The following is a 22287-nucleotide window of genomic DNA, read 5'->3' as shown; positions in this document are numbered from 1 at the left end:
TGTCGTTTATGCAAATTGATTATGGCTTTGTCTTACCTCTATTTGGAGTTTTTCCTTTTTTTTTAAGGGGAGTTTCTTTAGCTTTTTAACGTAAAAAACTGTAAGTATTCTAATATTTATTTCTAACTTAATTTTGTGGCTCTGATGGAGGAACTCCTATTTTTTGAAGAAAATAGGAGTTTTTTAAGGTAGTTTAAAAAGTTATTGTCAATTATAATGCCAGCGAAATAAAAATTTAGTTGGAGATGTAGTGAGAGTATTGATAACAACACCAAACCTCAAAGCAGTTGGAGGAGTTTCAAAGTATTTTGATTCATTAAGCTTGGATAGTCATCAAAATATTGATTATTTTAATGTTCAAGGTAGTAACAGTGGCAATTCTCTGGTCAAATTAATTTTGACTATCAGACAATTTTTTATTTTTACTTTTTTTGTTCGGAACTACGAAGTTGTACATATTAATCCATCATTAAATTTCAGGTCAATTTTGCGAGATGGACTTTACGCATTAGTAGCTAAACTATTTAGAAAGAAGTTGGTTATCTTCTTTCACGGTTGGGAAGATGAATTTGAAGATCGGTTGTTAAAAAATGTGCTTTCTAAAAAATTATTTCTATTCGCGTTTAATAATGCAAAACTCTATATTTTACTTGGTAAAACATTTAGATTGAAACTCATTGGATTAGGGGTTGATGTGTCTAACTATGTAATAGAAACGACTGTAGCGGACAACCAATTTATAAATGACTTTGACGTTGAGACTAAATTTAAAAATCAGTTAAAAGGTAAAAAACTTACAATAGGTTTTATGTCAAGAATTGTAGAAGAAAAAGGTATTTTAATAGCTTTAGATTCAGTTAAAAAATTCAAAAATGCTAACCCTGATTTCCCATTTGAATTCCAAGTTGCAGGTGACGGAGAAGCTTTGATGAAGGCTAAGGAATTTGCAAAAGAGAATGAATTGCAAGAAGTAAAGTTCTTAGGCGTACTTGGTGGCAAAGCAAAAGTTGATTTTTTAGAGCAGCAAGATATTTGCCTGTTTCCAACTTATTACGGGGAAGGCTTACCGCTAACTATTTTGGAAGCTATGCTATATGGTGCGGTGATCATTAGCAGGAGAAATGCAGGAATTCCAGATCAGGTGCTAGAGGGGGAAAATGGTTTTTTGACAGAAAGTACTTCTTCAACTGTATTCTCTAAAATTTTGGAGACTGTTGCCTATGACTTTAGTTTACGTACAAGGATTGGGAACAATAATTACATAAAAGCTATAAATAACTATACGAATGAAGAAATTAGTAGCAGGGTGTTGAAACTTTATGACAGCCTTTAATCGTATTAGTAACCTGATTGATAGGGGAGATTTTTTTACTCATGATCCTTACGATTTGTGGAAAACGAAATTAGGGCTTGCAAGTAAACGCCTTTATTTCAAAAATAAAATAGTTGGATTATTACCAGTTGCTTCTTTGACTTTGTTTGACCTTTTTATCAACAATCATTTACGCTTAGGGTATAAGAAACAAGATTACCCTATAGTAAGAGCACAATTGGGTTTAAGTTGTATAAATTTATTCAAAGATAAAACCAGCGATAAATATCTGGCTAAAGCGATTGAGCATGCAGATTGGCTATTGGAAAACTATAACACTAACTTTAAAGGTTGGAGTTGGGGAACAGGTTTTGAAATAGTGATCTCACCGACGTTAACATATAGTCGGGATACTCCTTTTACAACAAATATTCCCTATGTAGTTGAGTTGTTTTATGAATTATTTGAAATTACTCAAAATACAGTATACAAATCTGCTATCCAGAAAGTATTTGAATTTTATGAAATGGAAATTGTTGATGTGTTTTGTGATGAAACACGATTAGCTACTTCTTATGGTCCTTTTAAAGATAGAGTCGTAACTAATTCAGTGTCATATACTTTATATATGTATTCACTTTTTATTGAAGTGTTGGAATTAGATAAAAATATTTACGAAAATAAAATAAAAAAAATGTACAACTTTATTATATCCGTCCAAAGAGAGGATGGAAGTTGGCTTTATGGACCTTTCGATTCCAACTCATTTATAGACTGTTTTCATAGTGCGTTTATACTTAAAAACTTGATAAAATCTGCAAAACACTTTCCATTCATAATGCCTACTAAACATGTAGAAATCGGATACAAATATATAAAAGATAATTTTTATGATGATAATTACAAATTGTTTAAGCGTTTTTCAATAAAAAATAAGCCAAGTTTAATTAAATTCGATCTTTACGATAATGCAGAAATGCTCTATCTCGCTAAGCTTATGGGGGATGAAGATTTGGTTCAACAATTACTTAATGGAATTGAATTGTTTTATAAAAACGAAAGCCTATATTCTACGATTGATATATTTGGAAGTAGAAAAAATGCTGATATGCTTCGTTGGGCATCAGTCCCCTACTTACAGGCCCTTACTTACAATGTTTAAACTAAAGTTGGCTTTTTATTACCTTTTTATTAGTAGATTACCTAATTCAAGATACCTACCTTTTTGCAATAGAATTAGGTGCTGGTATATGGAACGTATTCTTAATTTAATGGCATCAGGAAATAATTTTTTCGAAGATAATGTTTATATAGGAAGTGGTAGTGAAATTTCCGTTGGTAGCCACTGTCAGATAAATGAAAATGTCTTCTTACAATCAGTAGAGATTGGTGATCATGTCATGATTGCTCCTAACGTATCGGTTTTATCTGGTACTCATGAAGTAGCTAGAGTTGATATACCAATGTCGACTCAAGGGACTAAAACTACTGTGAAGTCAATAATTGAATCTGACGTTTGGATAGGTAGAAACGCTATAATTTTGCCGGGTGTTATTATTGGTCGAGGGAGTATTGTTGGAGCAGGTGCCGTTGTAACAAGAAACGTAGAACCCTATACGATAGTTGGTGGCGTGCCTGCTAAGATGATTAAAAGGAGAGTTTAAGTGTGTGGTATAATTGGCCAACTTGGCGGTGACTTTAATGAAGGAAGGCTTGACTCTATCAAGCATAGGGGACCAAATAATTCGAGTTTAGAGACTGTTGATTTTGGTAACGAATTAAAATTGCATTTGGGTCATACTAGATTGTCGATACAAGATCTATCTGATGCAGGTTCTCAACCTATGTATTCTAAATGCGGTCAATATTTAATAGTTTTTAATGGCGAAATTTATAATCACCTAGAGTTAAGAAAAGAACTAGATGGTATTAGTTGGAGCGGGCATAGTGACACTGAGACGATCGTTAACTATTTAGCTCTGAAAGGTATTGATAGTATAATTGATTTTAATGGTATTTTTTCATTTTGTTTTGTTGATTTAAAAAATAGATCCTTATTTTTAGTTAGAGATAGATTTGGTGTAAAGCCTCTTTATTATATAAAAAACGACTCGAGTTTTTCTTTTTCATCTGAACTTCGAGGATTAGATTTTGAAAAGAATCTTGATGTAGATAAATTGGCAACAACAATGTTCTTTAGATATAGTCCGGCACCAAGTACTATTTATGATGGTGTATCTAAACTTTTACCTGGTCATATTTTGAAGCTGTCTATTGAAAAGAACACTTGTGCGCTTGTACCCATGAATTATTTAAGACCTGCAAAACGTAGAATTAGCTTTTCTGGTGCGGTGTCAGAGTATGGGCTGTTATTTGAGCAAGCAATTCAGAGACAAATGCTGTCGGATGTTGAAGTGGGGGTTTTATTAAGTGGTGGAATTGATTCCGCATTAGTTGCATTCTATGCTCAAAAGTATAGCAAAGGAAAGCTAAAAACTTTTACTGTAGGGTTTCATGAAGAAGATGACTCTAACGAGTTGAAAGAAGCAGCTGAGACGGCACGAATATTGGGCACTGAACATTTTGAAATTTTGGTTTCGAAGACTGAATTTCAAGATTCTTTAAGGCACTGTGTTCAAATTGTTGAAGAACCTTTAGCAACCACGTCACTAATTCCGATGTATTTTCTGAATAAATTGGCAAGTAAGTACGTTAACGTTGTGCTGACTGGGCAAGGTGCTGACGAGCCTTTAGGTGGTTATAGACGATATCTTGGTGAAAAGTATGCCGCTATTTTACCAAGTTTTTTAGGAAAACCTTTATCGTCGTTTGCAAGTTCGTTAAACAATAGAAATGTAGCAAAGTTAATATCTTCGTTAGCAAATCATGATAGAACCTCTAGGTTTAATGAACTTTATAGTCTTTTCAGTAAAGAAGAAATAGGTAAGTTGTTAAGTATAGAGAGTGTTGAAGTTGATAATGTAACTGAATATTTTGTTGATTTACTTGATAAGTTAGGTTACTCAGACGTCGAAAATATGATGTCTAATGATTGCCGTAGAAATTTAAGTGACGATTTATTGAATTATACAGACAAGATATCTATGAATTTTTCAGTAGAGGCTAGAGTACCTTTATTAGATAACGATCTTGTTGATTATATAGAATCACTTCCTTTAAAGTTTAAAATTAGAGGTTATCAAGGTAAGTATATTCACAAAAAGTTTGCAGAGACGGTTTTACCAAATGAAATCGTTTATAGGAAGAAAAAGGGATTTAAATCGCCAACAGAGAAGTGGTTTAAAGACAAAGGAGAGGCGTCATTTAAGGAAATATTGTTGAACTCAAGTAGCTTTTGTTCGGTATTTGATAAAGAGTATGTTCATTACCTATTTGAAGAGCACCAATTAGGAAAGAAAAATTTGGAGAAGCAATTGTTCTTTTTAGTTTCGGTGTTTTATCTTTTAGAAGAGGCGTGTAAATGAACGAAATCGTATTTTTGAAATCTAAAATGCATTCAATTTCGATGGAGGAAACTGTTTCAGTTATTGAGGAAAGCTTAAATAAGGGGGGGGTTTTCCAACATGTCGTAGTCAATGTTGCCAAACTTGTAAACATGCAGAAAGATAAAGAGCTTTTTAACTCTGTCCAAGAATGCGATTTGATTAATATAGACGGTCAAGGGGTTGTGTTAGGGGCAAGATTTTGTGGACATGCAATACCTGAACGTGTAGCTGGTGTCGATCTGTTTTATCAGTTATTAGCCCTATCTGAGAAAGAGGGATACCCTATTTTTCTATTAGGGGCTACAGATAGTGTTGTTCAGACAACAAGAATTAACGTTTTGAAGGAATATCCGGACTTGAAGGTAGCGGGAGTTCACCACGGTTACTTTTGGGATGATGAAGAGTCCGTCGTAAATACAATTAAAAGTTCTGGTGCTAAGTTGTTGTTTGTTGCAATTACCTCCCCTAAAAAAGAAAATTTCATAAATAAATGGAAAGATAAATTAGGCGTTAACTTTGTAATGGGAGTTGGTGGTACATTTGACGTGGTTGCAGGTAAAGTTAGTCGTGCACCTTTATGGATGCAGAAATATGGCCTAGAATGGTTGTATAGGGTTATTCAAGAGCCTAGAAGAATGTTTTGGCGGTATTTTTCAACTAATATTAAGTTCGCTTTTTATATTTTGAAAGATAAATTCAGTTCTAGTAACTAATAGTTGTTGAAAATGAAAATAATGCAAAGTGGTATTTTACATGGCAATCAAACACTAATATCAATCGCTCAAAGAGTTTTAGATATTATTGTTATATGTAGCTCGTTATTTTTGGCAGTATATTACGTGTCTGGAGATTGGACCGTAGAGCATACGACATTAGCTGTTGTTGCTGTCATGATATTTCACTTCACAGGTGAATTAGATAATTTGTACATTTCGTGGCGTGGTTTGTCTTTATTGAAAGAGTTAAAAAAAGCAACAATACATTGGTTTGTGTCTGCTTCTTTGATCTATTTGAATTTAATTTTCTTTTTTCCTGAATATTCCCCTGAAGATAATGTCAAGGCGCTTTGGTTTTTTGCTTCGTTAGCATCCTTAAACGGCTATAGAATTGTATTGCGATTATTTTTGAGATATTTGCGAATAAAGGGACATAATACTCGAAATGTTGTCGTAGCCGGAGCAGGTGACTTAGGAAAACATTTAGCTCAGCGGATGATTGAAAACCCTTCATTAGGTATGCATTTTAAGGGATATTATGATGACAAAGAAACTGAACTACCTACTTTAGGAAGTTTGGAACAGATGATTCGAGATTGCAAAGAAGGCGGTATTGATAGGGTTTATATAGCACTCCCAATGAGGGCCGAAACAAGAATTAAATGGCTAATGAAAGAGTTAGCAGACTCGACAGCGTCTGTATTTTTAGTACCTGATATTTTCATGTTTAATATTTTGCACTCACGTAGTGATGTAGTTAGTGGAATACCAACAATCAGTATTTATGATTCACCACTCGACGGCAGTAATGCAATAATAAAGCGACTTGAAGATATAGTTTTTTCAATTTTGATTATTGCCTTAATTTCTCCAATTCTTGTTTTAATTGCACTTGCAGTTAAATTTACATCAAAAGGTCCAATTGTATTTAAGCAACATCGTTATGGGATGGATGGAAAACCAATAAAGGTTTACAAGTTTAGGTCAATGATGGTTATGGAGAATGGAGATAAAGTAACTCAGGCTAAAAAAAATGATAGTCGATTTACTCCAATAGGTCAGTTCATTCGGAAGACAAGTTTAGATGAACTTCCACAGTTTTTGAACGTATTGCAAGGTAGGATGTCAATTGTTGGGCCGAGGCCACACGCAGTAGCACATAATGAAGAATATCGTTCTTTAATTGAAGGTTATATGCTACGTCATAAAGTTAAACCAGGAATTACTGGTTGGGCGCAGATTAATGGCTGGCGTGGTGAAACAGATACACTTGATAAAATGGAAAAAAGAATCGAATATGACCTTGAATATATTCGCAATTGGTCACTCTGGTTTGATATCAAAATAATAGTCGGAACCGTTTTCAAGGGCTTTATAGATAAAAATGCCTATTAAAAGTACTTTTATTATTTGTTTTGTATCTATGTTCTAACAAATTCGAACTTACTAATTTTCATTAAATAGGTTTAAATACCGCTAGTTAATTTTAGCGGTATTTTTTTGAGTGTAATTTAATGAATTATAACCTGACCCACCTTAAACGGCTTGAAGCCGAGTCGATTCACATTATTCGTGAAGTTGCGGCTGAATTCGACAATCCAGTCATGCTTTATTCTGTAGGTAAAGATTCTGCAGTTATGTTGCATCTTGCTCGTAAAGCGTTTTTCCCAGCGAAATTACCATTTCCTTTGTTGCACGTTGACACAAATTGGAAGTTTAAAGAGATGATTGAATTCCGCGATAAAGTGGCGGAAAAATATGATTTCGATTTAATCGTTCATAAAAATCCTGAAGGATTGGCAATGGATATTAATCCATTTGTACATGGTAGCTCTAAACATACAGACATCATGAAAACCCAAGGATTAAAGCAAGCGTTGAATGCTGGCGGATATGATGCTGCATTTGGCGGCGCGCGTCGTGACGAAGAAAAATCCCGAGCCAAAGAACGTATTTATTCATTCCGTGATAAAAATCATGCATGGGATCCTAAAAAGCAACGTCCTGAGCTGTGGAATGTCTTTAATTCCAAAGTTGATAAAGGGGAGAGCATTCGTGTATTCCCATTGTCAAACTGGACAGAATTAGATATCTGGCAGTACATATACTTAGAAAACATCGATATTGTGCCACTATATTATGCGGCTGAACGCCCGGTAGTAAATCGTGATGGCGTAGACATTATGGTCGACGATGAAAGATTGCCACTTGAAGAAGGAGAAACTCCGGAAATGAAGATGGTTCGCTTCCGTACTTTGGGTTGTTATCCTTTAACAGGTGCGGTTGAATCAGAAGCTGCGACGTTACCTGAGATAATTCAAGAGATGTTGTTAACGAAAACATCGGAGCGCCAAGGTCGAATGATAGATCATGATTCAGCCGGCTCGATGGAAAAGAAAAAGATGGAGGGCTACTTCTAATGGCACATCAGTCAGATTTAATTGAACAAAATATAGAAGAGTATCTTCACCAGCACGAAAACAAAGAATTATTGCGTTTTATTACCTGTGGTTCAGTGGATGATGGTAAGAGTACGTTAATTGGTCGATTGCTACACGACTCTAAAATGATCTTTGAAGACCAACTCGCTGCAATTCAAAATGACTCTAAACGTTTTAATACGACAGACGGTGAAATTGATTTAGCATTATTGGTTGATGGCTTACAGTCAGAGCGTGAGCAAGGCATTACAATTGATGTTGCTTATCGCTATTTTTCTACAGATAAACGTAAGTTTATTATTGCAGATACCCCTGGGCATGAGCAATATACCCGTAATATGGCTACCGGTGCCTCAACGGCTGATCTTGCCATTATCTTGATTGATGCGCGTTATGGTGTACAAACACAAACACGTCGTCATAGCTTTATTGTATCGCTATTAGGCTTGCCTAATGTCATCGTTGCAATTAACAAAATGGACTTAATGGATTTCTCTGAAGAAGTTTATGAAGACATTAAAAAACAATATATGGAATTGGCCGATAAACTAAATATTAAAAATATTCAGTTTGCACCGATTTCAGCGTTAAACGGCGATAACGTGGTTAACCGTTCTGAGAAATCTTCTTGGTATCACGGTAAAACATTAATGGAAATGTTGGAAACAACCCCTATTGTAGAGTCATTTAACTTTGAAGATTTCCGTATGCCTGTGCAATACGTCAATCGCCCAAATCTAGATTTCAGAGGGTTCTGTGGAACCTTAGCATCTGGTGTCGTGCGAGTAGGCGATGAAGTTACGGTGTTACCATCAGGAAAGTCTTCTAAAGTAAAAGAAATAGTCACATTTGATGGCAATATTGACGAGGCTTTTGTGCCTATGGCAGTGACAATTACGTTAGAAGACGAAATTGATTGCAGCCGCGGTGATACCATAGTGCATTCTAATAACTTGTCACAGATCACCAGCGATGTTGAAGTTAATTTGATCTGGATGGCTGAACAAGCGTTAGTTCCAAACAAACAATACGACTTTAAATTTGCGACTAAGCAAACGACTGGTTCTATTTCTAATATCGACTTTACCGTTGACGTTAATACAATGGAACGCGGCGAAGCCGTTCGATTAGAATTGAACGAAATTGCTCGATGCCAAGTTTCTTTAAATCACCAAATCGCATTTGACAACTATTTAGATGTGAAAGGAACCGGGGCATTTATTATCATCGACAGATTAACCAATGTGACTATTGGTGCTGGGATGATTGTTGCGAAAGGTCAGGCTTCTGAAAGCAAAGCGGTAACCAATGTGTCTGCTTTTGAAGTAGAATTAAATGCGTTAGTACGTAAACATTTCCCTCATTGGGAAGCAAAAGATATTAGCGATTTGTTTAAGTAAACTGTCGTCTAGTAGGAAGGAAATGGTACTCTTTTGAGTACCATTTTTGTTTTTGCTTCAAAAAGTAAAAAGTAAAAAGTAAAAACACATTGAAGGTTGGCATAAAAGTTGGAACGTTTTACGACAATGTTACTTCATTAAACACAAAAGCTAGTTTCGGAATTGCTCGGCTGTTTTAAGTTATCACGGCCTGAATTAAAAAGTGCTAATGGTTAGAGGTTATTAAATATAGTGACTATTGAACAATGGACAGTGTTGTTAATATTTTTTGCGACGATAGTTGGCTTAATCCGCTTTCAAAAATCGAGCGAACGTGTTTTTGTTTCGTCAGCATTAAGCTGCCTAGCATTTGACCTAGTCACAACCGAACAATTACTTGCCAATGCAACCAACCAAGGGTTGTTAACGTTAATGTTGTTGATAATGTGCAGTTTTGCACTTGAGAGAACCAGCTATTTACGTCGACTGTCTGCAATTCTTTTTGTTAAATCTACACCTCAAACGTATTTTCGAACGTTATTCACTACGTTAGTGTCATCCGCCTTTTTAAATAATACTGCAGTTGTAGCAACATTGTTAAGTCCGATTAAAAATAATCGATATTTAGCACCTAATCGACTGCTTTTACCTGTGTCCTATGCCGCTATTTTGGGGGGAACATTAACCCTTATCGGCACCTCAACAAACTTAATTGTAAACTCTATGTTATTGGAACAAGGACAAACAGGATTTGCCTTTTTTGATTTCTTTTTAGTCGGCATAGCCGCGTCTTTAGCTTGTTTATTAGTTATCTACTTTCGTACCGGTGCGCTGGAAGGAAAGGTTGTTAAACAAGAATTAGCGTCAAGATATTTTGTTGAGGTTGAAGTTCAGCCGGATTCCTTGCTTATTGGCAAAACGGTTAGCGCGAATGGTTTACGTAATTTGGACTCACTCTTTTTAATTGAAATAGTGCGCAAAGGAAGGTTGATAACCCCTGTTACGCCTCAGAATATGATCTACGCCGGTGACAAGCTAATTTTTACAGGAGATGTCACTAAAGTCGGTACTTTAAATCAGTTTGATGGCTTAACATCTTTTGCCCATGAGTCTGGGCTAATCAATGACAATCTTACTGAGGTTGTTATTAGGCCAGGTTCTGCAGTTATTGGCAAAACGTTAAAAACCGCCGGTTTCCGAGCGCGATTTGACGCCGCTGTCGTCGCAATTAGACGAGAAGGTGAGCAGGTCTCAGGTAAGCTAGGTGATGTTGTTATTCAGTCAGGTGATTTTTTGGTTTTAGCAACCGGTAACGATTTTGCGGCGCGTTCAAACATCAGTAAAAACTTCTTTGTCCTTAATGGTAAAAAACTCGAATTTATGTTGTCCGGGGTAAAAGAAAAGTGTGTTGTCATCGGATTTGGGGGCGCCATCGCTACATCCGTTATTTTTGATATTGCGTTGTTAAAATGTTTTATATTCTATATGGCCGCTTTGTTTGCTTGTGGTGCATTAACTATTAACGAAGTAAAAAGACGTTTTCCTTTGGAAATTTGGTTGATTGTATTAAGTGCATTAACTTTGGCTACAACACTGAATAATGTCGGAATTTCAGATCTAATTGCAGAGTTAGTTGCCGAAGGTATTGACCAAAATAATGTTTATTTGGCGCTAGTAATTGTTTATTTTTCAACGTTACTGTTAACTGAGTTAATCACAAACAATGCCGCTGCAGCATTAATATTTCCAATCGCATATTCTGTAGCCATTGGTTTACAAGTAAGTTATTTACCGTTTGTTATGGCAGTGGCATTCGCCGCTAGTGGCAGTTTTATTAGTCCTTATGGTTATCAAACCAATTTAATGGTTTATAATGCGGGGGATTACACGTTAAAAGACTTTGTTCGATTTGGCATACCAGTGTCTATAACCTACAGTGCGGTTGTCCTGTTGTTATTGCCCATAGTATTTCCGTTTTAGAAACTGAAAGTAAAGTCAGAGGGAATTTTTCTACTTTACTGTGTTTTAGCCAAATTGGATGTATGTGTTGTCAAAAATAGCAAGAGCGTAGCTCCGCTTTTTGCACTTTTGCACTTTTGCACTTTTGCACTTTTTTTGAAATTAGTTTTAATTTGGAACCTATTTTGTTGTCTACTAAAAAAACAATGTCCTCCCATTTTTCTAGGCTCTTTAATTCAGCCTCATTACGCTCAATTAGCTTCATAAACAACAATTTTCAAAGTAAAAGTAAGAACCGAATTAATTGTAGTAAATACCATTTGGTTTCCGCATTTTTTCTTTGTTTCGGTTTGAGTTTCCCTAGTATTGGTGCCACGCAATATGTGCCGATGCAAATGACCCAGTTAAATAAAGATATCCATGCTCTTTTTATTGTCACTAATACACAATCGATGCAACGGCCATATGCCGTTTCCCATGTGAAGGACGTATTAAAACATGCTAAAAATCAATATCCTGAGTTGAGTGCTAGAGTCGAACGAGCGTTGACTAAGTTAACAACGCGGCCGGTAGGGTTTGCACAACTGCAATTACGACAGGCGCAAAGCGCCGAATTTGACACGGTGATTCCGAACCAACTCGCCGAGTTGGAAAGTAGCAATGGTCATGCAATGTTTACGGGCAGTTATCAAGTATCAAATTGGATGTCGTTTACTTATGGCGGGATAGCAAATAATAGTTTTGAAGACATCAACTTTTACGAAACGTATTTATCTTTTGGTAATGACAACATTCAGCTCGATGTGGGCTATAAGCAAGATTGGTTATCACCGTTTCAAACCCGTTCAATGTTGTATAGCAATAATGCAAAAACCACACTTTCAGTCGGACTCAAAAACCCAATACCGTTTAAAAATTGGTGGGACCTACAATACAACGTGTTTGTGAAGTCTTTAGAACGTCACGATAATATATACTCAGGAGGGAAGCTTACCTCAGGGACGCCATACGTACTGGCAACTCAGCTAAGTATTCAGCCCTTTAAAGGCACTACAATAGCTTTGAACAGAACGTTTCAATTTGGTGGACGAGGCCAACCGATAAGTTTAGAACAAGTGTGGGGGGCATTTTCAGATGTTGTTGGTAGCGACAATAGCGGAGCGTTAGTAACTTGCGAATCAGGGAATGTTATAGAGTGTGAGTTTGGCAATCAAAGGGCATCCTTAGCGATAGAGCAACGTTTCGGAAGCATAAATGTTTACGGAGAAATCGCAGGGGAGGATACCGCGAGTCATACTAATTTCATGTTGGGGAATATTGCAGTGTCTGGCGGTATTCATTTACCTTTTCTTAAATATGGCACAATGCCTTTATCCTTAACTTACGAAGTTACCGAGCACCAAAGTGGTTGGCATCGACATCATATCTATCAGCAAGGATTTAGAGTTGATAATGTAAGTTTAGGTCACTGGGGAACTAATTATACAGATGGTATTGAGGACGCTTCTGGGCTTTCTCAAACATTACTTATTGACTTATTAACACCCGAGTACGAATTAGGATTTGAATACTTGTTTCATCGCAATAAAAAATCACCCAATCAAACGGCGTTAAATTATGACTATGTGGACTTGCACGATATTCAAGTCACTATAAGTCCCCAATCGTTTAATCAGTTGGAATTGATGTTAGGCATTAAACGAGACGTCTATAACGACACGAGTTGGAGAACAGGTGCTACATGGAGATACTAAGTTCTTTTTATAAAAAACACGCTTTTTCAAAAATGCCGATTACCGCTATCGTAATAAAAAAGGTAGCTCGGGGGTACGTTGATGTTTTATGCTTGTTCAAAACTAAGTTTATTTTTAATTTTTTACTTCTGACTCAATTTGGCGTTGTATCAGCGAATGAAATTGATTCAAACACGTATTCAAATAACAATCTAGAAGTTGCAACTAAACCTTCTCTTACTTTTGACCAAGGTTATGGTTTTGTGATTGAAACAGGCCTTAAAGCGGTTAACAAAAACGTAAAGGGAATAGACGATACAACATTTGACGTCCGGCCTTACATACAACTTGGGCTTTATCGTCCAGTCGCCGATAATTGGCGTGTGGGTTCAGCGATCAATTTTGCCCCTAATATTGTGAATAGCGATACCCCTGCGTTATTCAACTTCAAAATATTGGATATGTTTTATCTTATTGATAATAAACATTCTGTTTCATTTTATGGAGGTGCACAAAGGCAAGCTAGAGAATATACGGCCTGGGGGTACAGTCTTGGATTTGGTTACGGGTATAAACTTGATGCCTATACAATTCGCAGTAACATTAGTTGGGCACGCACAAATACCGACATTGGCGGTCCTGGCTCGGAAACCGGAGCTAAAGATAATTTGGTTTGGTTGAATATCGGGGTAGAATTCTAGTTTATAGCAGAAGCTTTTAACTTTGGCTAAAATGTATTTGTTGATTATAGTTATAATTAACCAAATAAGGATGTTGACCAATATGAAGTTAAATCAAATTTTTAGAGTTTTAACCTTTTATACACTTTTATTCTTTTTAAACGCCTGCAGTGTGTCGGATTCCCCACCACTTGAACCAAGTATTCAAAGTTTTACGGCATCAAGTAAGACTATTGTAGCTGGTGAAACAATTAGACTTTCAGCAAGTTTTATTAATGGCGAGGGAGGGATTAATAATGCAGTTGGCAACATTGTTGCTGGGGAATCGAAAGAGGTAACACCTAGTTCAACAACGACTTACACATTGACCGTTTCAAATTCCGATGGAGTCGCAGTAACGCAAAGTATAACAGTAGTTGTACTTCAGCCCACCATCAATAGGTTTTCAGCTTCCGAATTTACTATCATATCTGGTCAAAGTGTATATTTAAAAGCTCAGTTTTCTAATGGTACTGGAAGTATCGATAATGGGCTAGGTGCGATTAACTCAGGCGTTACTATCAAAGTATCTCCGAGCTCTACAATTGACTACACCCTCACCGTTTTAAACTCAAAAGGTATTTATGTCTCAGAAACAGTAACTATAGAAGTTGTGCCACTCAAATTAGAAATAATAACGCCTAATAAAAATCAAACAATTGGTGAGCGACTTTTAATTACAGCTTCGTTATCTTCTGAATTAGACATTTCTGAAGTCTCTGCCACTGTGAGTGGCTTAACAACCAATCTGATCCATTCCTCTGGTTTGTTTAGAGGCGAAATGAGCTTAAAGGGTGTTTTAGCAGGAGAATATAAATTAGTAGTTAAAGCTGTTGATATTAGAGGACGTTCGGTTTCGAAAGAACATAGTATCAATTTAGACAATCCACCTACGTTGAATGTTTTTGAGCCTATAGAATATAGCGTTTTTGATAGTTCGGTTTCACCAAATATTTCTTGTGAAGACGACATCGGTGATTGTGAAGTAATAATACGAGTTGGAAATAAAGTTCTGGCCTCGGGAGTCAACTTATTCGACGAACCAATCGATTTATATAGTTATGACGGGCAACAACTATTACTTTATATTGAAGCAATAGATAGTTCTAAGCAGAAAACATCAAAAAAACGAACTATTTATGTAGATTACTCAACTAACCTTGTTCGTGTTAAAGATTTTGAAGGTGAGATAATTGATTTTAATGAACAAAAAGTATTGGTTTTGAATAGTTTAGATAGCGGGGATACGCTTAAAATAACTAATGTAAATTCTGAAAAAAGTTATTTAGTTGAGGTTGAACCAAATTTAATGATTTCTCATTCACACAGCTTTTTGACTCAAACCGGCGCTATTTATACTTCTCAGGAGATCGGAGAAACTGTTTTGTCCTCTAAAATCTTTGATTGGAATAACAATCAATTATTTGACCTTGGTCACCCAAACTCTGCAAAATCTCTCGATGTTTCAGGTGGATATGCAATTTGGAGTGTTGGGAGTGATTTATGGTTAAGAGATTTAACGTCAAAACAGAATACGTTAGTTAGTAACACTGCTGGAAATTGGCGTAATTCTGTTGCAGCTAATGGGGTTGTTGGATATTGGTCGTATGATAATCATTATTCCATTGTCAAGTTCGAAGACAATTTAAATTCAACGTTAGTAGCGGATGTTGATTATTGGAATACATATGTGTTGACTGACGGGAAAAATTTTGTTTATCAAAAAATGCAGAAATGTTGCTCGGGTGTGTTTTATGCGAGTGTTTTATTTGATGGAATACACGAGACTTATTTGTCAGATCTAAATCAAAGAAGTTTGCAATTAAACAGTGATTATAGCGTAAATAATGGGTGGATTGCGTTTACTGATTTAGGCAACTTAGGTCAAACAAATATTTGGGCAAGAGACGTAAATGGAACTTTGACGCAGAGAACGTCATATGGTGCAAATAGTTATATTGAAACTCTAGCTTCAAATGGTGACATAATGTTTATTTATGGGAATGAACGTTATTTGAGTAACGCCCAGAGTGAAATTCATAAAGTGAGTAGCTCACTTGGGACCAGTTTCTACTTTAATAATGTCTGGTATATAGCTATTGGGCGTTCTCTGTTTGAAGTAAATATTCAATAAATTATTGTGGTGGAGTTGTTTTTATTCTCAGAAAAGAAAGCCTTGCAAATATCAAGCAAGGCTTTTTATATCAATGTATGGGGGTTAGAAAATTTTAGTATTATTTAATTGTTTTTAAGTAAGCCTTAAAGTCTTCACCAAGCACATTATGTCGCATGCTGTACTCAACAAAGGCTTGCATGTAACCGAGCTTATCACCGCAGTCGTGGTAGCTGCCTTTCATCAGGTAAGCATTAACCGTTTCCCAATCCATTAACGTTGCAATTGCATCGGTCAACTGAATTTCATCGCCGGCGCCGATAGGGGTTTTTTCTAAAATATCCCAAATATCAGCTGATAATACATAACGGCCAACAACTGCTAAGTTAGATGGGGCATCTTCTATATCGGGTTTTTCGACCATAGCACTCATTGTTTTTGACTCGCCAGATTTTATTGCTTGGCCGTCGATATCTGCAATGCCGTATTTACTCACATCTTGTTCTGGTACTTCATCAACCATAACCTGACTGGCTTTGGTTTCTTCAAACAACCTAATCATTTCTGCTAAGTTGTCTTTTTTCAAATTTGAATCGTAGTCATTGATCATTACGTCTGGTAAAACAACTGCAAATGGGTTGTTGCCAACGAGTGGACGAGCACAGGCGATGGCGTGACCTAAACCTTTTGCTTCACCTTGGCGTACGTGCATGATTGTGACGTCTTTTGGACAGATTTTTTGTACTTCTTCGAGTAACTGACGTTTTACTCGTTTCTCTAAAATAGACTCAAGTTCAAAACTTTTATCGAAGTGATTTTCGATACTGTTCTTTGAAGAGTGGGTTACCAGTACTATTTCCTTAATACCGGCAGCGATAATTTCCTGCACAACATACTGAATAATGGGTTTGTCTGCTACAGGGAGCATTTCTTTTGGTATCGCTTTAGACGCAGGCAACATACGTGTACCTAAACCTGCTACTGGGATAATTGCTTTTATTACTTTTTTCATTGAAGTTCCTTAAATGTCCTAGTTCAATGTTTAATTAAAATTATGTGTTAATGAATGTAGTGTCACTAACAAAATGTATTCAATTACGTGAGGTAAGTTGAAACATAAAGTTAAACACCCAATCATTTGGGCTCTGCTGAAGCTACCCCTTCACTACAAAGCGCCTAACATAATTGCGTCGAATTAATTCTTTGAAAGAAAATTATTCACGTGTCAATACTGTACCATTTCTAATTTAAAGTTAAATGACAAATTTTCATCTATCAAATTAAACCAACTCGTGTGGTGAAGTTTTTCTTCCACTTTCAATTTGCTCAAATAATCTGAACAAACCATCATCCAACTAAACAGAAAAACCGTCATCCCCGCAGCTTGTAAAGTTAATCAGTCACGGCGATATTAGGGATCTCCAACCCAGTGTAGAGGAAGTTCATAATTCGCCTTAAATTGGCTCAAAATTTCAGAACAGAAAACGTCATCCCAAAAGAGCCTAAGCGATATTTGGGACCTCCAACCGAGTGCAGAGGAAGCTCATAATTCACCCTACAGGCGGCTGTTTCGACTGCGTCGACCATACTGGTGCGGTGCTTGAAGTTTTCTTTGCCCAGCGGGCGGCTATTTCGACTGCGTCGACCATACTTTTTGCAACAGCCCCAAAAGTAGGCAAAAAGGCCGCTTTCGGCTAAATCCCTAATCCTTATTTAAGATTTATATTATCGTCGAAGACGGAATGTACGCACATCCCTATGCACATTCCTTGCAACGGCGTCCCTGCCGTTCACTTCGAGATATAAATCTCAACTAAGGGGGATTTATACGAAGGAAAAAGTCGCCTGAACTTTCGGTGTGATAAATCTTTATTTTAAAGAAAAAACCGTCATCCCAAAAGAGCCACGGCGATATTAGGGATCTCCAACCCAGTGCAGAGGAAGTTCATAATTCACTTCTAATAGGCTCATAATTTCAGAAAAAACGTTACACCAAATTAAACAGAAAAAACCGTCATCCCCTAGCTTGTAAAATTAGCCAAGCCAAAGCGATATCTAGAACCGCCATCCGCGCGCTGTTTAACAAAGTTGCCCCAAGTAATTAACTTCGTTTTATTTAGTCTATAAATCTAATCTGTTTAGACTTTTTATTTTAGAATAATTAAGCACAATATTTTCTTTCTAAAGCCGCAATATCAGGCGTCAATTAAGTGCAAAAGGAATTTGTTTAGGTACAATCTTGTTTATTCGTGGTTATGAGCCAGTTAAAGAGTTAAGCACATTACATAAGATAACTCTCATTTAGTCTTTAGCATCGACTAATCAAACAATTTATTAGGCAAGTGCCACACACGGATTTATTAAGGACAAAAACAATGACAAATTTAAAAACGGACGCCGCTGTTTCCTCTAATGTTGTATGGCACTTACAAAGTATTTCGGCGGCACAACGTTCAGAAGCTAATGGCCACAAATCTGCTGTACTTTGGTATACGGGGTTAAGTGGTAGCGGTAAATCGACAGTGGCCAATGCGGTTGATCAAAAATTATTCGAACGAGGCTGCCATACCTATGTGCTAGACGGTGATAATGTGCGCCATGGCCTTAATGGTGATTTAACGTTTAGTGACAAAGACCGTGTTGAAAATATTCGTCGAATAGGCGAAGTTAGCAAATTGTTTGTTGATTCCGGCTTATTGGTTTCCACTGCTTTTATTTCTCCATTTGCATCTGACCGTAAGATGGTTAGAGATCAGTTGCCAGCGGATAAGTTTGTTGAAGTGTTTATCGATACACCAATTGAAATCTGTGAACAACGTGACCCGAAGGGCTTATACAAAAAAGCACGTAATGGTGAAATTAAAAACTTTACTGGTATCGACTCTGCGTATGACATACCTGAATCACCAGAAGTGCATTTGAAAACGGCAAATAAATCTATCGAAGCCTGCGCGGACGAAGTTGTAGCTAAGCTTGTTGAACTTGGCTTAATAGATTAGTCGCTAAAAATAAAATAAGAAAAATAATATGACAAATTTCGATGTATTTAATGGTGACGCCGACGGGATTATTTCCCTCGTTCAATTGCGTTTAGCTGCGCCTAAACAAGCAAAACTTATCACTGGAATTAAACGTGATATTGCTCTTGTAAAACAAATTCCGATTGCGGATATTAATGAGCATTCTAGCGTTACGATCCTAGATATTTCGATGGAAAAAAACGCAGACGCGTTACATGCGGTTTTAAAAACAGGTGCATCGGTAATGTATAGTGACCATCATAGGTCTGGCGAAATACCAAATGTGGTGAACCTTAACGCCCATATCGATCTTGACGCAAACACATGCACTGCTTTGATAGTTGACAACTTGTTAGAAGGACAGTTTCATGATTGGGCTATCACGGCAGCGTTTGGTGACAACTTAATAAAAGTGGCCACTGAGCTTTGTAAAAAGCAAGGCTATTCGGCCGAGCAAGTTGAACAGTTAAAAGAATTGGGCACCTTGGTCAATTATAATGGTTATGGTGCAACTACCGACGATTTAGCGTTTCATCCCGCCGACTTATTCAAGCAACTTGTTCAATACTCATCACCGTTCGACTGCATTAAAGATCCAAGTTCAGCCTTTCATACGTTAAAAGGTGCATTCGATTCTGATTTTAATCAAGCGCTGTCTGCAGACGTATTGCACGAATCAGAACTAGCTAAGGCCGTATTATTAGAAGATGCTGCATGGAGCAGAAGAATTAGCGGAACTTACGGGAATCATTTAGCTAATGAAAGCCCTGATACGGCCCACATAGTGGTAACGGTAGTAGATGACGCTCATTATCTCATTAGTCTGCGAGCACCGCTGAATAACAAAACAGGGGCCGGTGATATTTGCGCCACATTTGAAACCGGCGGTGGCCGAGCTGCGGCTGCAGGCATTAATCTTTTACCAAAACAAGACTTACCAAAACTGATCACCGCCGTCGAACGTTACTACGCGTAAGTTTCTGTTGGAAAATAAGGACCAGTGGGGTCAGAGTTGCTGATATTTATAACTTCCTCTGCACTTGGTTGGAGATCCCTAATATCGCTGTGGCTGACTTATATTACAAGCTTTGGGAATGACGGTTTTTATTCTGATTACTATCAGCCAATTTAAGTTGGATTATGAACTTCCTCTGCATTTGGTTGGAGATCCCTAATATCGCTGTGGCTCTTTTGGGATGACGTTTTTTTTCTGAAATTATGAGCCAATTGAAGATGGATTATGAACTTCCTCAGCACTCTGTTGGAGGTTCCAAATATCGCTCCGCTCTTTTGGAATGACGTTTTTCTTTCTGAAATTATGAGCCAATTGAAAGCAAATTATGGCATTCCTCTGAACTTGGTTGGAGATCCCAAATATCGCTAAGGCTCTTTTAGGATGACGTTTTTTATTCTGATTACTGTATGCCAATTAAAAGTGAATTATGAACTTCCTCTGCACTTGGTTGGAGATCCCAAATATCGCTAAGGCTCTTTTAGGATGACGTTTTTCTGGTAGTTGGGATGACGGTTTTTTCTGTTGATTTGGGCTGTTGCAAAAAGTATGGTCGACGCAGTCGAAATAGCCGCCCGCAGGGCAAAGAAAGGCACAAGCCCCGCGTCTACATATCTAACGACGTCAGTAGCTTTCTTGTTTTTGCATGTTGAGGGTCTGTGAAAACGTCCTCAGTGTGACCTTGCTCAATTATCTGGCCATCATCCATCACAATAATTCTATCGCTTAGGTACTTAATCAAAGAGATTTGGTGAGATATTAATACATAGGTCAGTTTGTGAGTTTGTTGTAAGTCTAATAATAAGTTTATAACCTGCGCCCTCAATGATGGATCGAGTGGTGCGAGTGCTTCATCTATAATTACGACTTTAGGATCTAAAATTAACGCGCGTGCTATGCCAATCCGTTGTGCTTGGCCCCCCGAAAACATGTGTGGGTAATAGTCGGCGTGTTCTGGTAACAAGCCTACCATTCTAAGTGCTTGTAATATTTTTTCACGACGCTGTGCTTTATCTAATGTTGTATTAAAGAGCAAAGGTTGTTCAAGTTGATTGCCTATAGGAACCGTAGGGTTAAGGGACTTTTGGGCGTCCTGAAATATCATCCGAATATTTTGGCAAAAGAACTTAGAGTCATCCCACTTAACCACGTCTACATGGTGAAATAATTGCCCAGTATCTGGTTGTTCTGCACCTGCTAATAATCGAGCTATGGTGCTTTTACCAGAACCCGCTTCACCAATAATCGCCAATGTTTCACCAGGGAATAAATGAAAACTAATCGGCCCTATGGTTTTATCTTTACCCTTTTTCAACCAGTGAGATTTGTCTTTGTAACACTTGCTAATGTTCAAAATCGAAAATATCGGAGCCGTCATTTGCTGTCTCCAATCAAAGGGTGGTGACACCTAAAGTACTGACCTTTTAACTTAACTTGTTCTGGCATAGTTACGCAGGCTTTTTGGGCATTGGGGCAACGTGGACCTAAGCGACAGCCAATAGGTAAATGCTGCAATGTAGGAATTGTTCCTTTGAGCGTATATAATTTTTTGCGAATATTATATTCGTGATCCTGAAAATCAGGTTCACTGTCAAATAGGGCTTTTGTATAGGGATGTTTTGGAGACGACAAAACTTTATTTGTCGGGCCACTTTCAATTAATTGGCCACAGTACATAACATTAATACTATCGGCCCAACTGGTGATTGAACTCAAGTTGTGTGTAATAAAAATCATCGCCATGTCTTTCAGTTGATTAAGGCTTTTTAACAGCTTAATCACTTGCAATGAGGTTGAACTTTCCAGCGCGGTGGTTGGCTCGTCTGCAATGAGCAATTTAGGTTCTTTGGCAATGGCCATCGCGATCATTATCTTTTGACAGACACCTTCCGATAGCATGTGCGGATAGCTATTAAACACCGCATTATGATCTTTAATGCCTACTTTATGAAGCAAGTTGATGCACCGTTTTAACCTATGAACTTTATTAGCGTTAAACCAGCCTTTAAACTCGTATTCCGGCAGTGACTCTTCCATTTGTGAAAAGATATCGGCAGTTGGGTCTAAACATCTGCGGGGTTCTTGATAGACAATAGCAATGTTGGAGCTAATGATCTTTCGTCGCTTTTGTTCAGTCATTCGGTTTAAATCTTCGCCCATAAAATGCAGGCGGTCAGCGGTGACATTCCAACGGTTGTTTAATACGCCAACAAGCGCTTTAGCAATTAAACTTTTGCCCGAGCCAGATTCACCAATTAGGCCACTGACTTCACCCATTTTCATGGAGAAATTGGCAGACTCAACGGCTTTAATTGTTTCGTCGTTGGTCTTTAGTTCAATGTTAAGATTTCTAATATCAAGTAAGCGCATTTGGTTC

The 22287-nt window shown here is 37.2% G+C and carries 16 protein-coding genes and 1 pseudogene; 14 read left to right on the top strand and 3 right to left on the bottom strand.

Annotated features, from left to right (window positions below; genetic code table 11):
- Positions 1–250 precede the first annotated feature (250 nt).
- From KO525_RS07395 to KO525_RS07340, 12 genes and pseudogenes are all read left to right on the top strand, one after another.
- Entirely contained in the window at positions 251–1333 is a 1083-nt protein-coding gene (locus KO525_RS07395) for a glycosyltransferase family 4 protein (protein ID WP_215963156.1), read from the top strand.
- Entirely contained in the window at positions 1320–2474 is a 1155-nt protein-coding gene (locus KO525_RS07390; RefSeq protein ID WP_215963155.1) for a hypothetical protein, read from the top strand. Before KO525_RS07395 ends, KO525_RS07390 begins: the two co-directional genes overlap by 14 nt.
- 340 nt (positions 2475–2814) lie before the next feature.
- Positions 2815–2976: pseudogene (locus KO525_RS19970) on the top strand (DapH/DapD/GlmU-related protein); the annotation flags it as partial.
- On the top strand, positions 2977–4797 hold the full coding sequence (gene asnB / locus KO525_RS07380; protein ID WP_215963153.1) for an asparagine synthase (glutamine-hydrolyzing): 1821 nt from the start codon (positions 2977–2979) through the stop codon (positions 4795–4797).
- Positions 4794–5531: a WecB/TagA/CpsF family glycosyltransferase gene (locus KO525_RS07375; RefSeq protein WP_215963152.1), complete on the top strand. Its 738-nt coding sequence runs from the start codon at positions 4794–4796 to the stop codon at positions 5529–5531. Before asnB ends, KO525_RS07375 begins: the two co-directional genes overlap by 4 nt.
- 12 nt (positions 5532–5543) lie before the next feature.
- Entirely contained in the window at positions 5544–6929 is a 1386-nt protein-coding gene (locus KO525_RS07370) for an undecaprenyl-phosphate glucose phosphotransferase (protein ID WP_252736667.1), read from the top strand.
- A gap of 119 nt (positions 6930–7048) precedes the next feature.
- Positions 7049–7954, top strand: a complete 906-nt coding sequence (gene cysD, locus KO525_RS07365) for a sulfate adenylyltransferase subunit CysD (RefSeq protein WP_215963151.1) — start codon at positions 7049–7051, stop codon at positions 7952–7954.
- Positions 7954–9375 carry a sulfate adenylyltransferase subunit CysN gene (gene cysN / locus KO525_RS07360; RefSeq protein ID WP_215963150.1) on the top strand — a complete coding sequence of 474 codons (1422 nt, stop codon included), beginning with the start codon at positions 7954–7956 and terminating at the stop codon, positions 9373–9375. The genes cysD and cysN overlap by 1 nt, the downstream gene beginning before the upstream one ends.
- A gap of 231 nt (positions 9376–9606) precedes the next feature.
- Positions 9607–11334, top strand: coding sequence for an SLC13 family permease (locus KO525_RS07355; protein ID WP_215963149.1), 1728 nt, complete (start codon positions 9607–9609; stop codon positions 11332–11334).
- A gap of 374 nt (positions 11335–11708) precedes the next feature.
- Positions 11709–13067 carry a capsule assembly Wzi family protein gene (locus KO525_RS07350; RefSeq protein WP_215963148.1) on the top strand — a complete coding sequence of 453 codons (1359 nt, stop codon included), beginning with the start codon at positions 11709–11711 and terminating at the stop codon, positions 13065–13067.
- The gene (locus tag KO525_RS07345) at positions 13055–13747 is read left to right on the top strand and encodes a hypothetical protein (protein WP_215963147.1); all 693 of its coding nucleotides are present in this window, start codon (positions 13055–13057) and stop codon (positions 13745–13747) included. The genes KO525_RS07350 and KO525_RS07345 overlap by 13 nt, the downstream gene beginning before the upstream one ends.
- An 82-nt stretch (positions 13748–13829) precedes the next feature.
- Positions 13830–15899 carry a hypothetical protein gene (locus tag KO525_RS07340; protein ID WP_215963146.1) on the top strand — a complete coding sequence of 690 codons (2070 nt, stop codon included), beginning with the start codon at positions 13830–13832 and terminating at the stop codon, positions 15897–15899.
- A gap of 100 nt (positions 15900–15999) precedes the next feature.
- On the opposite strand, the gene galU is transcribed toward KO525_RS07340, so the two are convergent.
- Positions 16000–16890 (bottom strand): UTP--glucose-1-phosphate uridylyltransferase GalU, encoded by an 891-nt coding sequence (galU, locus tag KO525_RS07335; protein WP_215963145.1) that lies wholly within the window; start codon positions 16888–16890, stop codon positions 16000–16002.
- 1363 nt (positions 16891–18253) lie between these two features.
- Here galU and cysC point away from each other — a divergent pair.
- Positions 18254–18877: an adenylyl-sulfate kinase gene (gene cysC, locus KO525_RS07330; protein WP_215963144.1), complete on the top strand. Its 624-nt coding sequence runs from the start codon at positions 18254–18256 to the stop codon at positions 18875–18877.
- 28 nt (positions 18878–18905) lie between these two features.
- Positions 18906–19874, top strand: coding sequence for a DHH family phosphoesterase (locus tag KO525_RS07325; protein WP_215963143.1), 969 nt, complete (start codon positions 18906–18908; stop codon positions 19872–19874).
- A 643-nt stretch (positions 19875–20517) separates the two neighbouring features.
- Here the strand turns inward: KO525_RS07325 and KO525_RS07320 are convergent.
- Both KO525_RS07320 and KO525_RS07315 read right to left on the bottom strand, forming a co-directional pair.
- Complete coding sequence (locus tag KO525_RS07320; RefSeq protein WP_215963142.1) at positions 20518–21288, bottom strand: ATP-binding cassette domain-containing protein; 771 nt, start codon at positions 21286–21288, stop codon at positions 20518–20520.
- Positions 21285–22280 carry an oligopeptide/dipeptide ABC transporter ATP-binding protein gene (locus KO525_RS07315; RefSeq protein ID WP_215963141.1) on the bottom strand — a complete coding sequence of 332 codons (996 nt, stop codon included), beginning with the start codon at positions 22278–22280 and terminating at the stop codon, positions 21285–21287. Before KO525_RS07315 ends, KO525_RS07320 begins: the two co-directional genes overlap by 4 nt.
- Between the last annotated feature and the right edge of the window lie 7 nt (positions 22281–22287).

The organism is Psychrosphaera sp. B3R10 (genome assembly GCF_018861025.1).
In the GTDB taxonomy this organism is placed as follows: domain Bacteria; phylum Pseudomonadota; class Gammaproteobacteria; order Enterobacterales; family Alteromonadaceae; genus Psychrosphaera; species Psychrosphaera algicola.
The sequence above is the reverse complement of the archived record's forward strand: the minus strand, read 5'-3'. Positions and strand labels throughout refer to the sequence as shown.

Excerpts from the sequence above, each read along its gene's own strand:
- cysD (WP_215963151.1), top strand. The coding sequence starts at position 7,049 with ATGAATTATAACCTGACCCACCTTAAACGGCTTGAAGCCGAGTCGATT.
- cysN (WP_215963150.1), top strand. The coding sequence starts at position 7,954 with ATGGCACATCAGTCAGATTTAATTGAACAAAATATAGAAGAGTATCTT.
- KO525_RS07370 (WP_252736667.1), top strand. The coding sequence starts at position 5,544 with ATGAAAATAATGCAAAGTGGTATTTTACATGGCAATCAAACACTAATA.
- galU (WP_215963145.1), bottom strand. The coding sequence starts at position 16,890 with ATGAAAAAAGTAATAAAAGCAATTATCCCAGTAGCAGGTTTAGGTACA.
- KO525_RS07375 (WP_215963152.1), top strand. The coding sequence starts at position 4,794 with ATGAACGAAATCGTATTTTTGAAATCTAAAATGCATTCAATTTCGATG.
- KO525_RS07340 (WP_215963146.1), top strand. The coding sequence starts at position 13,830 with ATGAAGTTAAATCAAATTTTTAGAGTTTTAACCTTTTATACACTTTTA.
- KO525_RS07345 (WP_215963147.1), top strand. The coding sequence starts at position 13,055 with ATGGAGATACTAAGTTCTTTTTATAAAAAACACGCTTTTTCAAAAATG.
- cysC (WP_215963144.1), top strand. The coding sequence starts at position 18,254 with ATGACAAATTTAAAAACGGACGCCGCTGTTTCCTCTAATGTTGTATGG.
- KO525_RS07390 (WP_215963155.1), top strand. The coding sequence starts at position 1,320 with ATGACAGCCTTTAATCGTATTAGTAACCTGATTGATAGGGGAGATTTT.
- KO525_RS07320 (WP_215963142.1), bottom strand. The coding sequence starts at position 21,288 with ATGACGGCTCCGATATTTTCGATTTTGAACATTAGCAAGTGTTACAAA.
- KO525_RS07315 (WP_215963141.1), bottom strand. The coding sequence starts at position 22,280 with ATGCGCTTACTTGATATTAGAAATCTTAACATTGAACTAAAGACCAAC.
- KO525_RS07350 (WP_215963148.1), top strand. The coding sequence starts at position 11,709 with ATGACCCAGTTAAATAAAGATATCCATGCTCTTTTTATTGTCACTAAT.
- KO525_RS07325 (WP_215963143.1), top strand. The coding sequence starts at position 18,906 with ATGACAAATTTCGATGTATTTAATGGTGACGCCGACGGGATTATTTCC.